The sequence below is a fragment of the Thalassospira mesophila genome, from assembly GCF_002115755.1.
Classification (GTDB): Bacteria; Pseudomonadota; Alphaproteobacteria; order Rhodospirillales; family Thalassospiraceae; genus Thalassospira; species Thalassospira mesophila.
Genome location: NZ_JFKA01000007.1, coordinates 82,117 through 101,956 on the forward strand (window position 1 = coordinate 82,117; position 19,840 = coordinate 101,956).

The 19,840-nt window shown below is 54.5% G+C and carries 14 protein-coding genes; 6 read left to right on the forward strand and 8 right to left on the reverse strand.

Annotation, left to right across the window (positions count from 1 at the left end):
• Window positions 1-52: 52 nt before the first annotated feature.
• Window positions 53-712, reverse strand: coding sequence for a leucyl/phenylalanyl-tRNA--protein transferase (aat, locus tag TMES_RS15310; protein WP_085584093.1), 660 nt, complete (start codon window positions 710-712; stop codon window positions 53-55).
• A 324-nt stretch (window positions 713-1,036) separates the two neighbouring features.
• Between aat and TMES_RS15315 the strand changes: the two genes are divergently transcribed.
• Window positions 1,037-1,807: a hypothetical protein gene (locus TMES_RS15315; protein WP_085584095.1), complete on the forward strand. Its 771-nt coding sequence runs from the start codon at window positions 1,037-1,039 to the stop codon at window positions 1,805-1,807.
• Between the two features lie 82 nt (window positions 1,808-1,889).
• On the opposite strand, the gene accC is transcribed toward TMES_RS15315, so the two are convergent.
• The 3 genes from accC to aroQ are packed head-to-tail and all read right to left on the reverse strand — an operon-like array spanning window position 1,890 to window position 4,157.
• A complete protein-coding gene (gene accC / locus TMES_RS15320) occupies window positions 1,890-3,233 on the reverse strand; it encodes an acetyl-CoA carboxylase biotin carboxylase subunit (protein ID WP_085584097.1) in 1,344 nt (447 codons plus the stop codon).
• Between the two features lie 18 nt (window positions 3,234-3,251).
• The gene (locus tag TMES_RS15325) at window positions 3,252-3,698 is read right to left on the reverse strand and encodes an acetyl-CoA carboxylase biotin carboxyl carrier protein (protein ID WP_085584099.1); all 447 of its coding nucleotides are present in this window, start codon (window positions 3,696-3,698) and stop codon (window positions 3,252-3,254) included.
• Between the two features lie 12 nt (window positions 3,699-3,710).
• Entirely contained in the window at window positions 3,711-4,157 is a 447-nt protein-coding gene (gene aroQ, locus TMES_RS15330; RefSeq protein ID WP_085584101.1) for a type II 3-dehydroquinate dehydratase, read from the reverse strand.
• A 235-nt stretch (window positions 4,158-4,392) separates the two neighbouring features.
• On the opposite strand from aroQ, the gene thiS reads away from it, so the two are divergent.
• Window positions 4,393-5,388: a sulfur carrier protein ThiS gene (thiS, locus tag TMES_RS15335; protein WP_085584103.1), complete on the forward strand. Its 996-nt coding sequence runs from the start codon at window positions 4,393-4,395 to the stop codon at window positions 5,386-5,388.
• Between the two features lie 262 nt (window positions 5,389-5,650).
• Here the strand turns inward: thiS and TMES_RS15340 are convergent, their stop codons facing one another.
• From TMES_RS15340 to TMES_RS15350, 3 genes are all read right to left on the reverse strand, one after another.
• Window positions 5,651-6,421 carry a DsbA family protein gene (locus TMES_RS15340; RefSeq protein ID WP_085584105.1) on the reverse strand — a complete coding sequence of 257 codons (771 nt, stop codon included), beginning with the start codon at window positions 6,419-6,421 and terminating at the stop codon, window positions 5,651-5,653.
• 76 nt (window positions 6,422-6,497) lie between these two features.
• Window positions 6,498-7,202 carry a hypothetical protein gene (locus TMES_RS15345; RefSeq protein ID WP_085584106.1) on the reverse strand — a complete coding sequence of 235 codons (705 nt, stop codon included), beginning with the start codon at window positions 7,200-7,202 and terminating at the stop codon, window positions 6,498-6,500.
• 197 nt (window positions 7,203-7,399) lie between these two features.
• Window positions 7,400-8,740, reverse strand: coding sequence for a M48 family metalloprotease (locus TMES_RS15350; protein ID WP_085584108.1), 1,341 nt, complete (start codon window positions 8,738-8,740; stop codon window positions 7,400-7,402).
• A gap of 85 nt (window positions 8,741-8,825) precedes the next feature.
• On the opposite strand from TMES_RS15350, the gene TMES_RS15355 reads away from it, so the two are divergent.
• A complete protein-coding gene (locus TMES_RS15355; RefSeq protein ID WP_245835473.1) occupies window positions 8,826-10,100 on the forward strand; it encodes a gamma-glutamyltransferase in 1,275 nt (424 codons plus the stop codon).
• Between the two features lie 179 nt (window positions 10,101-10,279).
• Window positions 10,280-11,431, forward strand: coding sequence for a pyridoxal phosphate-dependent aminotransferase (locus tag TMES_RS15360; RefSeq protein WP_085584112.1), 1,152 nt, complete (start codon window positions 10,280-10,282; stop codon window positions 11,429-11,431).
• Window positions 11,432-11,620: 189 nt separating this feature from the next.
• On the opposite strand, the gene TMES_RS15365 is transcribed toward TMES_RS15360, so the two are convergent.
• A complete protein-coding gene (locus TMES_RS15365) occupies window positions 11,621-14,791 on the reverse strand; it encodes an Rne/Rng family ribonuclease (protein WP_085584114.1) in 3,171 nt (1,056 codons plus the stop codon).
• Window positions 14,792-15,713: 922 nt separating this feature from the next.
• Here TMES_RS15365 and TMES_RS15370 point away from each other — a divergent pair.
• Together TMES_RS15370 and TMES_RS15380 are read left to right on the forward strand one after the other, a co-directional pair.
• On the forward strand, window positions 15,714-16,943 hold the full coding sequence (locus TMES_RS15370) for an N-acetylmuramoyl-L-alanine amidase (protein WP_245835474.1): 1,230 nt from the start codon (window positions 15,714-15,716) through the stop codon (window positions 16,941-16,943).
• 350 nt (window positions 16,944-17,293) lie between these two features.
• Window positions 17,294-19,729 (forward strand): penicillin-binding protein 1A, encoded by a 2,436-nt coding sequence (locus tag TMES_RS15380; RefSeq protein WP_085584284.1) that lies wholly within the window; start codon window positions 17,294-17,296, stop codon window positions 19,727-19,729.
• Window positions 19,730-19,840: the final 111 nt, after the last annotated feature.

The following is a 19,840-nucleotide window of genomic DNA, read 5'->3' on the forward strand; positions in this document are numbered from 1 at the left end:
AGGTTATGTGCTGGTCGGGCGGTGTATCGCGATTTGCTGCGCGTGGCCGGTATCAGGGCTTTGCCGGATAGGCGGCTTTGTACAAGACGGCATCAATCGATGCCTGATCGGCCTCGAATGCCAGGCTGGCGCGCCCGGTCAGGGCATTGGCCAGCTTTGCACGGTATTTTTCCCGCGATATTTCGACGACACCAAATTGCTTGAGGTGATCATTAACGAACTGGGTATCAAGCAGTTGATAACCCCCTTGTCGCATCAAGGCAACCAGATGCACCAGCGCGACCTTGGAGGCATTGGTCGCGCGTGAAAACATGCTTTCACCAAAAAACGCCTGGCCCAGACTAACCCCGTAAAGACCGCCAACCAGTTCGCCGTCTTGCCATGCTTCAATGGAATGCGCACAGCCCATTTGATGGAGGCGGCAATAGGCTTCGCGGATGCTGGCATTAATCCATGTTTCCTCGCGATTGTCCGTCGTGGCTGCACAGGCGGCAATGGTGCCGGAAAAATCACTATCAACGCGAATGGTAAAGTCACCACGCCGCACCACCCGGCGCAGGCTGCGGGGCACATGAAAACCGTCAAGCGGCAAAATGCCGCGCCATTCCGGATCAATCCAGTACAGGGTCGGGTCGTCGTGACTTTCAGCCATGGGAAACAACCCGACCGAATAGGCACGGATTAGAAGTTCTGGTGTCAGATGATTAGACATGATGGCCGTAATGATCGCACATCCCGATTATGTCGACAGGCATATCCTGTCAGTTCCCTTTTCATATGTGTATCTAACCTGCCGCAACAAGATGAACATTGATCTATTCTATAGTGCGGTGGCGAAATGAATTTTTCGCCGGGGTTCACAGTATTGATCTTTTGCCGGCTTGTTTGTGCCAAATCGCTGAAAAGGGCGTGTTCCGGTTCGCTCTATTATCGCAAGCCAAGAAGTATAGGGACTGAAATACCGATTGAGAAAACTGAGGCCCAAGCGCATCGTAAGGCGCGCTTTTTCTTAACACGTTGTCTTTTAGGAGGCATCATGAAACTTCTAGGGTCGTTTGGCGTTGCTTTTCTGCTTTCTTCGGCGTTCCTGGGTGCGTATGGAATAACCCCGGCACAGGGGCAATCGACACAGGTGGTCAATCAATTGCCACCAGCACTGCGTGCTGCGGTGCTTTCAGGTAATAGTGCTGCCATTATTGCTGCCATAAATACGTTAAGCGCGGGGAACCCTGCTTTGGCGGCAAGTCTGGCCGCGCAAACAGCCAGTTTTGGCGAGAGCATGATTGCAACCAACCCTCAGGCTGCAATTGCGATTACACAGGCCGCCCTGACGGTTGCCTCTCGCGCCGATGTTCAGGCCGCAGCACCGCAACAGGCAATGATGATTGCAAGTGCGTCTGCGCGTGTTGTTGCCAGTCCCGCTGTTCAGCAGGCCAACCCGTCAGCGGTTGCGGCGGTAACGACGGCACTGGTACGTGTTGCTTCCAACCCGGCGGTTTTTGCAACCTCACCAACGTTGGGGGCGGCGATTGCGCAATCTTCGATTGCGGTAGCAAATGCGTTGTCGTCGACAAATTCAACCCAGGCTGTTGCGATCCGTCAGTCGGTCCAGCAAATGACCAGCAACCCCCAGCTTTTGGCGATTTCGTCAACATTGGCAAATGTTAATACGCAACAACAGCAGCAACAACAAACTCAGCAAAATGGTGTGGGTCAGGGGCAGGCGACACCGCCGTCTGACAGTACAGATATCCCGGTTGTTGTCGAGCCCGACTCTGAATCACAGAATAACGCCTCGCCGACCTGAACACAGATTTTACGGTTTGGAAAATCAGCGAATGCTTTTGAGGAGGCAAAAAAACCGGGGACCAATCGGACCCCGGTTTTTGTTATTTTTTCATGCCCATGAATTTTTCAAGCCAGTGAATGTCGTAATTCCCTGCCTGAATATCGGGGTTTTCCAGCAATTTTTGATGCAACGGAATCGTGGTTTTAATGCCGCCAATGGCGTATTCGGCTAAGGCGCGGCGCAAACGCATCATGCATTCCTGCCGGTCGCGGCCATGTACAATCAGCTTTGCAATCATGCTGTCGTAATATGGCGGAATCGAATAGCCGGTATAAATGCCGCTATCAACCCGAACACCAAGGCCGCCAGGGGCGTGGTATTCCGTAATTTTCCCCGGTGAGGGAACAAATGTTTCCGGGTCTTCGGCATTGATCCGACATTCAATGGCATGGCCGTTGATTTCGATATCGTCCTGGGTAAACGACAATTCGAGGCCGGCTGCCACGCGGATTTGTTCGCGCACCAGATCAACGCCGGAAATGGCTTCGGTTACCGGATGTTCCACCTGCAAACGGGTGTTCATTTCGATGAAATAGAACTCGCCATTTTCATAGAGGAACTCGATGGTGCCGGCATTGCGATATCCCATGTCACGCATGGCATTGGCCACCGTGGTACCGATCCGGTCACGTTCTTCAACGGTCAGGGTCGGTGAGGGAGCTTCTTCCATGACTTTCTGGTGGCGCCGCTGCAAGGAACAGTCGCGTTCAAAAAGATGCACGGCATTGCCGTGGGTATCGCCGATGACCTGCAATTCAATGTGGCGCGGTTTGCCAAGGTATTTTTCCATGTAAACAGCGGCATTGCCGAAGTTTTGCATGGCTTCCTTGCGGGTCATCGAGAAGGCCTCGGCCAGGTCTTCGTCGCGCTCGACAACCTTCATCCCGCGGCCGCCACCGCCGCCCGATGCCTTGATCAGGATCGGATAGCCAATATCAGCGGCACATTTTTTTGCTTCTTCAACGGTGGTGATTTCACCGTCAGATCCCGGCACGACAGGAATGCCCAGTTTTTCAACGGTCTGTTTGGCGGTAATCTTGTCACCCATCATCCGGATATGTTCCGGGCTGGGGCCAATAAAGGCAAAGCCGTGTTCTTCAACCATGGCGGCGAAGTCGGCATTCTCGGACAAAAATCCGTATCCCGGGTGGATCGCTTCGGCGCCGGTAATTTCGGCGGCTGAAAGGATGGCCGGGATATTCAGATAGCTTTCGCGCGAAGATGCCGGGCCGATGCAAACCGCTTCGTCAGCCAAACGCACATGCATGGCGTCGGCGTCGGCGGTGGAATGCACCGCGACGGTTTTGATGCCCATTTCGCGGCAGGCCCGCTGAATTCGCAGCGCGATCTCGCCTCGGTTGGCAATCAGGATTTTTTCGAACATTGCGGTTATGACCCCGGCTTATTCAATAATGACCAGCGGTTCGTCATATTCGACGGGGTTGCCGTCGGTTGCGACGATCTGGCTGATTTTGCCCGCTTTGGGTGCGCGGATCGGATTGAAGGTTTTCATCGCTTCAATCAGCATCAGGGTCTGGCCTTCGGCAACCGTGGCACCTGTGCTGATAAAGGGGGCGGCACCTGGTTCAGGTGCAAAATAAACCACACCGACCATCGGCGATTTAACGCACCCCGGATGTGCGGACAAATCACCCGCCGCCGGGCCTGCGGCCACAGGTGCAGCACCTGCTGGTGCTGCCATCGGTGCCGGTGCGGCATAGGTTACACCCTGACGGGCAACGCGAATTTTGTTGTCGCCATCGGCAACTTCAATTTCCGTAAGATTGGTTTCGTCCAGCAATTCTGCAAGCTGGCGAATGGCGTCATTATCGATGTTGAACTTGCTCATTTCGACTATCTTTTATGATGAGGGGGCAATAAGGGGCTTCAGAGCGTCAAGGGCCAGAACATAACCCTGTGCACCAAAACCGCAGATCATGCCTTTTGCGGCCTTCGAGACGAAGGAATGATGCCTGAACGTGTCACGCTGATGGATATTGGACAGATGTACCTCGACGATCGGCAGGTCCGATGCCAGCAAGGCATCGAGAATAGCGACCGACGTATGCGTGTAGGCCGCAGCATTAAGAATGATGCCGCACCCCTTTACACGGGCTTCCTGTATCTGGTCAACCAGAACGCCTTCGTGATTGCTTTGATGAAAGGCGGTTTGAAGGCCAATCGACGCTGCATGCTGTTCACATAGGGCCTTTATATCGTCCAGGGTGGTCGCACCATAGATTTCGGGCTGACGCTGTCCCAGAAGATTAAGATTTGGCCCATTTAAAATGTAGACGGGTTTTGTCATCCGGTCTCACATACCCAACAGTTTGTGCAGCGTTTATAACACGACGATAGTATGACGCAACGCTGCATTCGGTATATCGCAACGATGGAATATACCGGCATTGTCGCAAATTTATTGTTCGATGTCCGATTTGAGGGTTCCGCACCCTTAAAACAGCCGATCTCGGCTTGCGTTCACAGCGGGTGCTGACCATACTGCGGCCAAATATCCAAGGATTAGGGACTTTAGCAAAAAGATGCGCCTTACGATCAATGGTGAAGACCGTACAATCGAAAACGCTGCCACGGTAGCGGACCTGCTTGCGCAATTGCAAATTGCCTCGGGCAAAGTGGCTGTTGAACGCAACCTTGAAATCGTTCCCAAAACGGCCTACGGCGCAACCGCGCTTGGCGAGGGTGATAAACTGGAAATTGTTCATTTTATTGGCGGTGGTTCGGTTGGCGCCGATCTTGCTGCCGCACAGGATGACAGTTTTGTTGTCGCCGGGCGCACGTTTAAATCCCGCTTGCTGGTCGGAACCGGCAAATACAAGGATTTTGACGAAACCCGCCTCGCGCTAGAGGAATCCGGGGCCGAAATTGTAACGGTGGCGGTGCGCCGGGTGAATGTGACCGACCCCAGCCAGCCGATGCTGGTCGATTATGTTGACCCCAAAAAATACACTTATTTGCCCAATACCGCCGGGTGTTTTACCGCTGATGATGCGATGCGGACATTGCGTCTGGCGCGCGAGGCCGGGGGCTGGAACCTGGTCAAACTGGAAGTGCTGGGTGATCAGAAAACCCTGTATCCCAATATGCCCGAGACCCTGAAAGCGGCGCAAACCCTGATTAAAGAAGGGTTCGAGGTGATGGTTTATTGCAGTGATGACCCCATTCAGGCGAAAATTCTGGAAGATATGGGCTGTGTTGCCATCATGCCGTTAGGCTCGCTGATTGGCTCTGGCATGGGGATTATCAACCCGGTCAACATCGCCCTGATCAAGGAAAATGCCACTGTGCCGGTTTTGGTCGATGCCGGTGTTGGTACGGCATCGGAAGCCGCCTTTGCCATGGAACTGGGTTGTGACGGTGTGTTGATGAACACAGCCATTGCCGGTGCCAAAGACCCGATTCGCATGGCGCGCGCGATGAAACATGCGGTTATTGCCGGGCGCGAAGCGTTCCTGGCCGGGCGGATGCCGCGCAAAAGCTATGCCGACCCGTCATCGCCATTGGCAGGTATTATCTGATATTTGCCAGATATGATTAAAAACAAGGCCTCGTTTCGCATCCGAAACGGGGCCTTGTTGTTTTTATTTCGAAGTCGGAACCATTAAACTGCATATGCGGTTTAATGTCAGTTCTCTATGAGGTCTTTTCATGGAGAACTGCTTGGCGCAACGGCGCCGCGCGGCTTGTGCCGGCAAAGGCAAGGGCTTTCGCGAAGCTCGCGCTGACTGAGGACCTCATTGATCGGTTTCGATCAATGAGGTTTGGTTTTGGGTGTGACGATCAGGAATCTTTTTCCAGCCCGGCATCGACCAGCGACTTTACCCGCTCCATATCCGCACCGGGCACCAAGGTGCCGTTGATCAGGAAGGCGGGCGTGCCGTTTACGCCAATGGCTTTGGCCATGCCGCTGTTGCGCGACAGTTCCTTTTTGACATCGTCGCTGTCCATATCCTTGTGCATCTGCGCAACGTCAATGCCGGCTCCGGCGGCCAGTTCGTCAATCCGGTCATTGCTAAGTTTGCCACGGCTGCCCATCATTGCGCGGTGCAGTTCCAGATATTTCCCCTGTTTTTGCGCAGCAAGGGCGGCACGGGCGGCAACAACCGATTCCGGTGTCAGGATGGGCAGTTCAAGAAAAATGGTGCGAATTTTCCGGGTGTCGTCATCGGCCATGGCCATCACATCATCGAATGCGCGTTTGCAATAACCGCACTGATAATCAAAAAACTCGACCACCGTAACCGGTGCATCGGCCGATCCGACTGACGGTGCGATCGAGTCTTTACCGGCAAGGGCTTTCCAGACCGGGGCGATGGCTTCGTCCTGGCGGCGGGTTTGCTCGCTCATTTGCCAGGTTTGAACATTTTGAAGGGCCTGCATCAGGACATCAGGATGATCCATCAGATATCCTTCGATCATGCTTTCGACCTGCTTTTGCTGTGCCGAAGACAGGCTATCGCTGGCAGCATGGGCCGGGGACAGGGTCATCATCGCCAGCGGCAGCGCGATTGCCACACAACCCGCAGCTTTTTTCAAAATGTACAAAGCCATCAAAATTCCTTTTGTCTGCGATCTGGCAAAATGGCCAGCGTATATTTGGTTGTAACCTTGATACGGGACACATGCCCTAGCGGGAAAGTAAAATATGCGAGAGGTAGGTCACAGCGCCAGGGGCACGCGTGTGCTGCGGGCGGGATGCGACGCCGATCCACACCAGCTTTACCCCCGCCGGATCGGCTTTGGGCCAATAGCGCCGATGCAATGTTGCAAGGTCCAGATAGTCGGTTTGCCAAAACGTCGGGGCCGGGGCAGGCGTATTGGGTTGCGTCGCCGTTGGCAAGGCATCGGGCGTGCCACCGACCGGAATTTGCAAAACATAATCGACACCGGGCAGGCCAACGCCAAAATCTGTTTCGATCCAGCTATCGGCATTCTGGTTGCGGAAACCTAAAATCAGCGTGGCGTCACCGGGCAAAGCCCCGTTTTGCAATTGCCAGTCAAACGATAAAAACGGCGTGCTTAAAATAGCTATATTGGTGCGGCGGCCCAGCTCGACGGCATCATTTTGTGTGCCATAGGCGGCAATACCCAGCGCAACTTTCCCATCAACATCCTCCCAGAACAGGGCCGGTCGAGCAGATGACGAGGGAGCACGATCTTGCGCAGATTCTTGATTTTGTGGCAGGTTTGCCGGGACTGTGTCGCCTTGTGGCGTTACATACAGCCAGTATTCCGGCAGTTTGTTATTTTCCAGGGCAAAGGGCGCATACAGCAGCTTTAACCCGCCATCGGCATTTACCCCCGCCCCGGGCAGGCTGCAGGCGGCGAGCATGACCAATGCCGTTACGCCAACCCATGGCCTAAACCGGAAGAGACGGAGACACAGTTGAAGTTTGGATAACGGTTTTGCCATGGTGCTATGCATATTTTCAGGTTTGTTAAGGCAACAAGCTGAAATAGCACAGCTTTGTTTACGGGCAATATCATTGCGTCCCTGAATAACGCGATGTTCAGGGATGCTGCGTGGGGTTATTTTTTGTCATCAGGCTCGGTGGCACGCAAAATATCCTGGGCGCGTTGCCACGGGGCGGTGCCGCTGGTGAGCAGACGGTCCGCCTGCACAGCATGATAGCGCGCCGCACTGCGATCCCCGGTTAGAAGGCTGTATTCAGACTGTGCCAGTGATGCCTCGCCGTTATTATTTAACCGCGATTCGGTAATGGCGCGAAAACGCCAGGCCGATGCATTGTCGCGTTCCTTGGACAGGGCGGCGAGCAGGTTCTGCTTGGCGTCGTCCAGCATGGCAGGGTCGTTGGTTTCAAGTTCCGCATGGGCCAGTAAAATACGGATCAATGGTGCATTACCACCCGACTGATCAACGGCCTTGTGCAAAGGTGCGATGGCATCGGCCGCCTTGCCAAATTCCAGCAAGACCTGGCCTTTCAGTTCGGCAAAATAGGGGTTTTCCGGTTCCTCGACGATCAGGGCGTTAATGCGTTCCAGTGCCGGTTCCAGTTGCGAGTCGCGGTAATAGGCGATGGCACGGGCATAGCGCCCGGCAATGCTGGTGTCGGTATCGGGATAGCGGCGCAGGGTAAGTTGCAAGCTGCTGGTAAAGGCATACAGTTTGGCCCGCATGCGGGCGTGGCGTTCATAAAGGGCGGGTGAAACCTTGGCATCCTTTAGCGCCGAATGGGCGACGAAATTTTCTAAAAAATCGACACGTTCCTGTGTCAGCGGGTGACTGCGCAGATACGGGTCCTGATTGGCGGTACTTAACAATTCCTGCCCTTCAAGCTTTTCCATGAAGTTTTTCAGGCCACGGGCCGAAATACCGGCTTCGGTCAGAAATTTAACCCCTGCCTGGTCGGCACTGCTTTCCTGGGTACGGGAATATGCCAGAAAATTGCGTTGCGCCAGGTTTTGCCCGCCAATAACGGCGGCGGTGCCAACGTCGGCGCGCCCGGTTGCAACACCGGCGGCAACACCCAAAACCGTTGATAAAATTGAGATTGCCGAGGCATTGCGCAATTGGTCTTGTACGCGCGAAAGGTGGCCCCCGGCGATGTGGCCGGTTTCGTGGGCGATGACGCCCATCACCTGTTCAGGAGTATCTGCTTTCAACAAAAGCCCGGTATTGATAAAAAGTTTCTGTCCGCCTGCAACGAACGCATTGAGACTGTTATCGGAAACGATGTAAACCGATACTGCCTGTGGATCGAGACCGGCGGCCTTGAACAGGGGCGTGGCATAGAGACGAAGGGTTTCTTCGATTTCTGTGTCACGGATAAATGAACGGCCTTGAGCGAATACTGCGCTGGGCAAGGCAACAAGGAAAATGGCAGTGAGTGTTAAAATGCGTCTAAGCAAAATGTGCGTTCCGTATGTTCGTTCATCCGGGCCAGTCGAAAAGTCGGCAGGCCAGCCATCATGGCGGATCGCCGCGGCTTTCGCAATGACTGCTGTGCTTTGTGCCTGCAGCACCACACCACAAAATGTTGGCCAGATCGGGGCAGTGAAGGGTGTATTGGGTGGTGTGACCGGCGATGAACCGCTGGCTGTTCAAACCGCACGCGATGTTTTGTCGTCAGGGGGCACGGCAGCGGATGCCGCCGTTGCCCTGTATGCGACCATGACGGTGACCAAGCCATCATCGGCCGGTATTGGCGGCGGCGGGGTTTGTGTGGTGCATGACCGCATGGCCAAAAAAATTGAAGTGCTGGATTTCTGGCCGCGCCCGGGCACCAAAACCGCCGATGGACAAACCCACACCGCCGTTCCCGGGGTTCCGCGCGGCCTTTATGCCTTAAGTGCGCGCTATGGTCGCTTGCAGTGGGGGCAGCTTATTGCCAGTGCCGAACAGGATGCCCGTTTTGGCACGCCCTTGTCGCGGTCGCTAAAAATGGATCTGGATTCCGCTCGTGACAAGGTATTGTCGACCCCGTCGCTGGCCCAAACCTATAGCCGCAACGGCAAATTGCTTGAAGTGGGCGACCGGGTAGAACAGCTTGGCCTGGGGGCGTTGTTAACATCGCTTCGGGTTAAAGGCCCCGGTGATTTTTATAATGGCGGCCTGGCCTTGCAAATTGTAAACGCGGTTCAAAATGCCGGTGGCACCCTGACGCTGGCAGACCTTAACAATTACAAACCGGTCTGGCGCGAGGCAACCGCCGTGAAATCGGGCAACGAAAGCCTGTATTTCACCCATGCCCCCAAATCGGCCACCGGTACCGGTGCCATTACGGGCGAGGGCGCGGTTGTTGACGTCTTAAACCGTTATCTTGCCGATATTGACAATGCCCCGGCCAACAGTGCCGTCGGTGGGCGCAGCGGGTTTGTGGTGGTTGACCTTGCCGCCAATGCTGTTGCCTGCGAAACCACCATGAACGAACCCTTTGGCGTCGGTGTTGGTGTAACCGCGTTTGGTCTTGACCTTGCCAGTGGCGATGTTGCCGAACCGCTGGTCGGCCCGGTTTTGAAAATTAATCCTAATGTATCGGAATTTTACTATGGCATTGCGGGTACCGACACCCCGGCCGGCGCAACCGCCGAGATCGCAAAAATAGCCGAAGACCTGGTGGGGACCGGCAGTGCCGCCAATGTGGGCCAAAATGCCAAGGGCGTTTCGTCGGTTAACTTTATTTCCTGTCCGGGAAGTGTGCCGCCGCATCCTGAAAGCTGCCGTTTTGTTGCCGATCCGGCCGGGGGCGGTATGGCCGTTGGCCGTTAATGGCGAATTGGTAACGCGGGTTAGCGCGGCGGGGCTGGGCATGGAAATTCCGGTTTTTAACGCGCCATACCCGCCAAACCAGCCACGCCGGATGATGGCGTAACGCTTGCGAATACAGAACTTTCCTGCCTGTGTGGGTTCATGCAGGCAGGTTTCATTTTTGATGGACTGGAAAGAAAATGACGCTGAAAAAATCAGCACGGGGTGCGATTTCGCCTTTCATCGTAATGGATGTTTTGCGCGCCGCCAATTTGCGCCAGGAAAGTGGCAAGGCCGTTTACCACCTTGAAGTTGGCCAACCGGGCACACCAGCCCCGAAAAAAGTCCGCGAGGCCGCCGCCCGTGCGCTTGAGGGTGATTTGATCGGCTATACCGATGCCTTGGGTGTGGAACCTTTGCGCAGCGCCATTGCCGGGCATTACAAAACCAAATTTGGCGTGTCGCTGGACCCGTCGCGCATATGCGTCGCCAGCGGATCATCATCCATTTTTGTGCTGGCGTTTCTGGCTGCTTTTGATGCCGGCGACCGGGTGGCGATGGCCGCACCGGGATATCCGGCTTACCGCAATATTCTGGGTGCGCTGGGCATTGAAACCGTGACCCTGATGGCGGGCCCCGAAAGCCACTATCAGCCAACCGTTGAAATGCTAAAGGCATTGGACAAACCGGTGGACGGGTTGATTTTGGCAAGCCCGTCAAACCCGGCGGGCAGCATGATTAGTCGGGAAAAATTCGCCGAACTGGTGCGTTATTGCCAGCAAAACGGTATTCGCCTGATTTCCGACGAGATTTATCAGGGAATTTCGTTTGGCGACGTGCCCGATTCTACTGCGGTTGAATTTGGCGACGAGGCCTTCATTGTGAACAGCTTCTCGAAATATTTTTCCATGACCGGCTGGCGTTTGGGCTGGGCGGTGGTGCCGCCTGATCTGGTGCGTCAGGTGGAATGTTTGCAACAAAACCTGTTTATTTCGGCACCGACCCTGTCGCAGTTGGCCGCTGTTGCCGCCTTTGATTGCGAAGACGAATTACAGGCCAATATCGCGGCCTATGCCCGCAATCGCGAAATTCTGCTCAACGAGTTGCCCAAAGCCGGGTTTGACCAGTTTGCCCCGGCCGACGGCGCGTTTTATCTTTATGCCGATGTTTCAAAGCATACCGACGATAGCGAAGCGTTTTGTGAAAAAATGCTCGATGAAACCGGAGTTGCGATTACGCCAGGTACCGATTTTGACCCGTTTCGGGGCAAATCCTATGTGCGGTTTTCCTTTGCCCATAGCGAACAAACCATGCTGGGGGCTGTAAACGCCCTGCGCGACTGGAAACGATAAATTCGTGGTATGTTGGCCGGTTTCTGCCCGTTCTCCATGCCTGAACTCGTCGAGGACGGCTTAGACGCCGCGGTGCGCTTGCCTCTGACATAATCTTGGGGTGACAACGTATTTCAGGACGGGACAGTGCAATAAAAAAGGGATGCCAGTTTTTGGCATCCCTTTGTCGTTTGGCTGGCAACCGTGTGGTTAGTTGCTCCACCAGCCTTTACGTTTTGGCTTCGGCTTGGCCGGTGCCTCTGGTGCAGTCACCTCGGCCGGGGCCGCATCCGCAGTGTTGGCGGTGGTGGTGACGCCCTGTTCTGGCTGTGCCGGTGTGGCTGTCAGCTCTGCCATTGGGGCAGGGGCCGGGGCAGCAGACGCCACCGGAGCAGGTTTTTCGGTAATTTCGGCTGCCGGTGCGGCGGCCTCGGTTTTTACCGGTTCGCTTGCTGCCGGTTTGTTTTCGGCAACAGGTGTGTGCGTATCGGGTGCCGTGACGGTCGCTGCGGCGGCTTCAGGTGCAGGAGCCGCCGGTGATGTCGCCGCCGGAGCGGAAGCATCGAAGGCAGCAGGTGCAGGTGTTTGAGCAACCGCGTCAGTTACTTCCGAACCGCTGGATTCCGGGGCCGGGCCACTTTGAATGGGGATGTTACGAACTTCGTTACGATCCCGGTTCTGGTTGTTGCGGCGGTTGTCCTTGTTGCGACTGTTACGATCGCGACGTTGACGGGCCGGTGCCGGTGCCGTGGTGCTGCGTTCGCGGGCCGGGCGAATTTCGTCACCCTCGCCGGTTGCAACAAATTCATCGGCTTCCTGACCTTCGCTGTCGCCTTCGATTATGGCATCAACATCGGTCTCGTCTGGCGCGCTATGGTCGCGGTCACGGCGTTTTTCGGTCGCTTCAGGATCATCGGTTGGCGAAACAACACGCGGTGCGGCTTCAAATTCCTGACGGCGCGAACGACGACGTCCGCCCCGTTTGCCACGACGACGACGCTTGCGTGATGCATCATCCTCGCCATCATCATCCCCGCCCTGGTCCGCAGACAGGGCGTTATCATCGTCTTCGTCGTCATCTGCCGATGTATCGTCGTTATCGCCGGTCGTGTTTTCTTCACGCTCGTCCGGGCGGCCACGGCGACGACGGCGACGGCGGCGACGTTTGTTCTGGTCGTCACTGTCGGTGCCGGTTTCTGTTTCGGCGTCGGTGTCGGTTTCTTCATCGTCGCGGCTTGTATTTTCAACAAGCTCTTCCTCGACCAGTTCAATCGGGGCTTCGATGGCTGTCAACGACACGCTGTCGGTGTTGAGAACCGCAGAATTTTCCTCTTCACCGGCTTTGGGCGCACGGGACCGTTCAATGCGATGATCTGGCGAAATCAGGCTGTCATCACCAAAAATCATGACAGTAAAGCCATAACGGCTTTCGATTTCGGCCAGTGAATCGCGTTTGCGGTTCAAAATGTAAAGGGCAACTTCGCTGGCGACATGAACCGTCAGGGCACCCGCACGGCGGCGCATGCCTTCTTCTTCAATCACCCGCAAAAGATGCAGGGCCGAACTTTCGATGGAACGGACCAAACCAACCCCGCGGCAATGGGTGCAAACCTCAAATGCGCTTTCCACCAGCGACGGGCGCAGGCGTTGACGCGACATTTCAAGCAGACCAAACGGGCTGATGCGGCCAATCTGTAACCGGGCACGGTCATTGCGCATTGCTTCTTTAAGCTTGCGTTCAACAGCACCCTGATTGCGATGGTCTTCCATGTCGATAAAGTCGACAACGATCAAGCCGGCCAAATCGCGCAGGCGCAACTGGCGGGCCAGTTCTTCGGCGGCTTCAAGGTTGGTTTTATAGGCCGTTTCTTCGATGTTGCGTTCGCGGGTTGACCGACCAGAGTTCACATCGATCGCGACCAGTGCTTCGGTCGGGTTGATCACAATGTAACCGCCTGATTTAAGCTGAACAACCGGGTTCAGCATTGCATCAAGCTGGCTTTCGACCTGAAAACGGTGGAACAGGGGAACGCCCTGGTCCTTGTAGGGCTGCACACGCTTGGCATGTGACGGCATCAGCATTTTCATGAAGTCTTTGGCGATGCGGTAACCTTCGTCACCTTCAACCAGAACTTCATCAACATCGCGTGCATAAAGGTCACGGATGGAACGCTTGATCAGGTCGGCTTCTTCATAAATCAGGCACGGGGCCTGGCTTTGCAATGTGGTTTCGCGAATACGGTCCCACAGGCGCATCAGGTAATCAAAGTCGCGTTTAATCTCGGCTTTGGTCCGTTCGGCACCGGCAGTACGCACAATAACTGCCATGCCGCCGGGAATTTCCAGCTCGGCCAAAATTGATTTAAGGCGTTTGCGGTCCTGGGCATTGGTGATTTTGCGCGAAATACCGCCACCACGCGGGGTGTTGGGCATTAATACGCAATAACGACCGGCCAGCGACAGGAAGGTCGACAGGGCAGCGCCCTTGTTGCCGCGTTCTTCCTTGACGACCTGAACCAGCAAAATCTGGCGACGTTTGATAACTTCCTGAATCTTGTAACGCTTTTGCATTTGCGGGCGTACAGATTCGGTAAATTCGTCGGTGTCGTCCCCGCCGAAATCTTCGATATGTTCGTCGTCATTAAGGGTTTCGGCATCGTCAATATCAACCGAAATTTCGGCGATTTCGGCCGACATGGTCGCAACGGTGTTTGATCCACCTTCGTTACCATTATTGCCATTGTCGTTGTCATTGCCGTTGGTATCGTCGCTGCGTGCAGCGTTATCGGCGGTGTTTTCGCCGTCTTCGGGTTTTTTGCGACGGTTGCGCATCCGGCGGCGACGCGGTTTGGTGTCGTCTTCGCCGGTTTCACTGTTTGCACTTGCTGCGGTGTTTTCGCGCGCTTCGCCGTCGTCATCATTATGTGACGAGGTTACAACGTCGCTGTTCTCAGCCGCTGTCGTGGCGGCAGATTCGTCTTTGCGCGGTTTGCGGCGCGAACGCGAGCGAACCGGTTTTTTATCTTTTTTCGGGGCTTCATCATTGTCGCTACCAATATTGTCTTCGACAATGTCGGCATCCCGCATGGCCGGGGCATGGGAATGAGACCGGGCAATTGCTTCGCGGTCTGCAACAGGGATTTGATAATAATCGGAATGGATTTCGCTAAAAGCAAGGAAACCATGACGATTTCCGCCATAGTCAACAAAAGCGGCCTGCAACGAGGGTTCAACCCGCGTCACTTTCGCAAGATAAATGTTACCTTTAATCTGTTTTTTAGTCGACGTTTCTACGTCGTATTCTTCTAGTCGATTTCCATTTATGACAACGACACGGCTTTCTTCCGCGTGCGTTGCGTCGATGAGCATACGTTTGACCATTCGGAACCTGTTCCTGAAGGTCCCGCCAGTTTAATGCGTCTCGCTAAAGTGTGCTGATATGCAAACAAACCGGCGTTACCGAAGGCGCCGCCCACAAAGGTCGCGATATGTCCGTGATATAATTGGTTCATCGCGTTTCGGCTGCTCTTTCGGTATGGACCTGGTTTTGGTGTTAAAAAAAAGAATTGGCTTATGTCTGTTGTCTGTTCGAGCGCGCCACGACAGCCTGATATGGGAGGGCTCTATCGGGAGCGGGGATTGCCGCGTCACCGAGACACCGACCCGAGGAACTGCCACGTCGCGTCCTCAGCCTGACGGAGAGTATTATTAACCCGTAAAGCATAGGAATCTCGGCGACAACATATCTCTTTTATTCACAGCCGACAAACAATTTTGTTGCGTCGCGTACAAGGTTTCTTGGCCTTGCGGTTCAAAAACCGCGCATTCGCGACCTTTCGCAGGCGGAAAAGAAAATTCCATGCAAATAATTGTGATCATAATGATTTTTCAATTATTGGCGTGATTTGCAAATTGTTCTGCGGCGACGCCGTTTTGTAGCGCAGGTGAAAACAGGCAAGGCAAGTTTCAGTTTTCGGGGCGTATCGCGAAATTAAAACGTCAGGCCGGGGCAGGGGCTCAGACCAGGCGAAAGCGCCTTTTGTCGCCGCCAGACAAGTAAGAATCGGGCGTTAGAGGGGCATGTTGTATAGGGCAAAACGCTGTTTTGCGATAATAAACCGGCTTGAGAACAGATAATGCCTGCACAACATGGATAACAGCCAGATTGGTCAATTACCCGTTAACTTTCTGGTTGCTATAAGCACAAACGGTACATCATGTGCCGTATCATGCGGTAAAATTGTAGGTAAGGATGGGGTCGCCGGTGCTTTTGCAAAGCAGGCAAAAAATTACGCAGGGTGGGATGTTTGGCAAAGTCGGCCTTTTGGGGCTGGCTGCGGCATTGCTATGCTGTCTTTTTGTCATGTTTGCAACACAGGGTGCCCAGGCAAAAACGGCAAAGGTTTTGGGTGCGCGGCTGGGGGTTTACCCTGATAAAACCCGCTTTGTCATCGATCTTGATAGTGATGTTGATTTTACCTATTTCCTGCTGCCAGACCCGTTTCGCATTATCATTGATATGCCCGAAATCGACTGGAGCGCCCCGCCGGGCAAGGTAACATCTGGCGGTGGTATCATTTCCGGTTTGCGCTATGGCCTGTTTAAACCCGGGACCTTCCGGGTTGTTCTTGATGTCAGCACGCCAGCTTTGATTTCCAAAATTTTCACCCTGCCAGCCAGTGGCGGCAAGCCGAACCGCTTGGTGATTGATGTTACGCCGACGTCTCGTGAAACCTTTATGGCGGCATCGCGCGAAAGCATGGCGGCCTATTCCGCAAGGCAACGCAATGACACATCTGCCACCGAAAAAAGCGCAGATGTCGCCGTGGAAACCGGCAAGACCGGTGTTGATAAACCGTTGATCGCCATTGATGCCGGGCATGGTGGTGTTGACCCCGGAACCATCGGGGTTGGCGGGGTTTATGAAAAAAATGTCACGCTGGCCGCAGCCCGTGAACTGGCAAAGGTGTTGACCGATTCCGGTCGGTATCGAGCCCTTTTAACCCGCGACAAGGATGTGTTTTTAAAACTGCGCCAGCGCACCGAAATTGCCCGAAAAAACCATGCCGACCTGTTTTTGTCGCTGCATGCCGATTCCATATCCGATTCCCGCCATCGCGGGGCCTCTGTATATACCTTGTCTGAAAACGCATCGGACAAGGAAGCATCGGCCTTGGCCAGCAAGGAAAACAAGGCCGACGTGATCGCAGGTGTTGATTTGTCTGAAGAAAACTCGCTGGTGCAAAGTATCCTGATCGATCTGGCCCAGCGCGAAACCATGAATTTGTCGTCTAATTTCGCCACCGACATGGTCCGCGAATTGACCGATGACGTGAAATTGCAGCAACGCACCCACCGGTTTGCCGGTTTTGCCGTGCTAAAAGCCCCCGATATTCCGTCGGCCCTGTTTGAAATGGGGTATTTGTCCAATCCGACAGATGCGAAATTGCTGCAATCTTCGGCGCATCGCCATAAAATGGCACAGGCGATTTTGCGGGCGCTGGACGATTATTTCAAAACCCACAAATTCTAGCCAATCTGGCGGGAAATACCGCCAGTGGGTTCTGATCTGACCGCGATGCGCGGGCGGGTTTGCCCAGTGTTGTGGCAGTTTCGTTGAATTTTTCGTGTATTTTTGCCTTTGCTGATTTGTGCCGTTGTTTTGCCGGGTTTTATCGCTACGCTAAGCACTGCGCTTCGATATGGGGCATGTATTTTAAAATTTATTCAAATGCTGGCGAATATGCGGGAAACAAAATGTCGGGCTGGTCGTTCTATCTCAACATGGTCACTTTTTTGCCGCGATAGTAAGGCTTTGTGTTACTTCTGCCTTCAGGCACCCGTGAAGACGGCAACAACAACGAAACGATAAAGATCCGTTTGATGCGTATTTTTCTGACAATTATCGGTGTGTTTTTCCTGCTTGCTGTGGCGGGGGGGGCATGTGTTCTTGGTGTTTTCTGGCATTTTGGCCAGGATCTGCCCGACTATACCCAGCTTGCCGATTACGAGCCGGAGGTCATGACCCGTGTTCATGCGGGCGATGGCGCGTTGATCGCCGAATATGCCAAGGAAAAGCGGGTTTTTGTTCCGATTGAACAAATTCCGCGCAAGGTTATGAATGCCTTTGTCGCCGCCGAGGACCAGAATTTCTGGACCCATCCCGGCATTGATTTTCCCAGCGTGTTTCGTGCCGCCGCAACCAATATCATCAATATCGGTTCCGGGCGACGGCCTGTTGGGGCCTCGACCATTACCCAGCAGGTGGCCAAAAACTTCTTGCTGACCAACGAAGTTTCCTATGATCGCAAGATCAAGGAAGCGATCCTGTCGTTTCGGATCGAACAGGCGTTTTCCAAACAGCATATTCTTGAACTTTATCTCAACGAGATTTATCTGGGCCGGGGCAGCTATGGTGTTGCCGCCGCAGCCCTGCGCTATTTTGATAAATCGCTTGATGAACTGACCGTGGCCGAGGCCGCCTATCTGGGCGCTTTGCCAAAGGCCCCGTCCAATTACGACCCTGTGCGCGATCATGACGCAGCAAAAGGCCGTCGGAACTGGGTCATTGGCCGGATGCTGGATGAAGGTTATATCACCGATGCCGAGGCCAAGGATGCCATCGCGGCACCCTTGATCGGGCAGGACCGTGAATCGGTCGATTATTATGCCCATGCCGATTATTTCGCCGAGGAAGTCCGCCGCGAACTGGTGGCCCGTTACGGTGAAAACGCCCTTTATAATGGCGGCTTGTCGGTTAGGACGTCGGTTGAACCAAAATTACAAACCATCGCCAACAAGGTAATGTATGACGGCTTGGTTGAATATGACCGCCGCCATGGCTGGCGCGGGCCGGTTGACAAAATCGATATATCCGGCGACTGGAAAGCCGCACTTGAACCGGTCAAAACACCGACCGATGTGCCGTGGCTTAAAGCCGTTGTTTTGAAGCTTGACGGGAATGACGCTGTTATCGGCATTGAAAACGGTAAACAGGGCGTCATTCCGTTCGCGCAAATGAAATGGGCGCGCCCGTGGCAAAAAGGCCAGACCGTGGGCGGGGCTGTTGGCAAGGCATCGGATGTGGTTAATCCTGGCGATGTTGTGATGGTCGAGGCCGTGGCGGCCGATGACGATGGCAATGCCCCGGAAAACACCTATTCCTTGCAGCAAATCCCCGCTGTGAATGGTGGTTTGGTGGCAATGGATCCGCATACTGGCCGGGTTTTGGCCATGTCGGGTGGTTTTTCCCATGATTTGTCCAAATTTAACCGTGCCACCCAGGCCCGGCGTCAGCCCGGTTCGGCCTTCAAGCCGTTTGTCTATCTCGCTGCCCTTGATTCCGGTTTCACCCCGTCATCACTGGTGCTTGATGCGCCTTTCGTGATCGATCAGGGGCCGGGGCAGGGCAAATGGAAGCCGGGCAACTATAGCGGCAAGTTTTATGGCCCCTCGACCTTGCGCCTTGGGATCGAGCTTTCGCGAAACCTGATGACGGTGCGCCTGGCACAAACCATTGGCATGGAAAAAGTGGTTAATTATGCCGAAAAATTCGGTGTTGTTGATAACATGCCCGCCGTTCTTTCCATGGCGCTTGGGGCTGCTGAAACCACGGTGTTAAAGCTGACCAACGGCTATTCCGAGCTGGTTAATGGCGGTAAAAAAGTATCTCCTACCCTGATTGACCGTATTCAGGATCGCCGTGGCAAAGTGATCTACCGTCGCGATGATCGCCAGTGCGCGGAATGTCAGGATGTGGCTTATAATGGCCAGTTGCCGCCCGAATTGCCCGATAATCGTGAACAACTGACCGACCCGGCCAGCGCCTATCAGATTGTGTCCATTCTGGAAGGGGTGGTTCAACGTGGCACAGGTCGCCGGATGCGTAATTTGCAGTTCCCGCTGGCGGGTAAAACCGGCACCACCAATGATTCGCGCGATGCATGGTTTGTGGGTTTCACCCCCGACCTTGCCGTGGGCGTCTATGTCGGTTTTGACGATAACCGTTCATTGGGCGCGCGCGAACAGGGTGCCTCGGCAGCAGCGCCGATTTTTCAGGAATTTATGACCCACGCCATGGACGGTGTTAAAGCCGTTCCGTTCCGGACCCCGCCCGGTATTCGCATGGTCCGGGTTAATGCCAGAAGCGGTTTGCCCGCCCAAAGCGGCGATAGCAATGTGATTTGGGAAGCCTTTAAACCCGGCACGATCCCGGAACGAAATGACAATGTTATTGGCGGCGGCTCGCCCGGTTCGGGGTCATCAGGAAGCAGCGGCGGCAGTGACAGCGGCGTTTCCAGCCCCAGTGGTATTTATTAAGGCCCCTAAGCAGCGCCGATTTGGCAAAGAAATATATTAAAAGGGCCGGGGAATTGTATTTCCGGCCCTTTTGTCTGCGCCGCAGGGGTTTCAAGCGGGGCAAAAACTGTT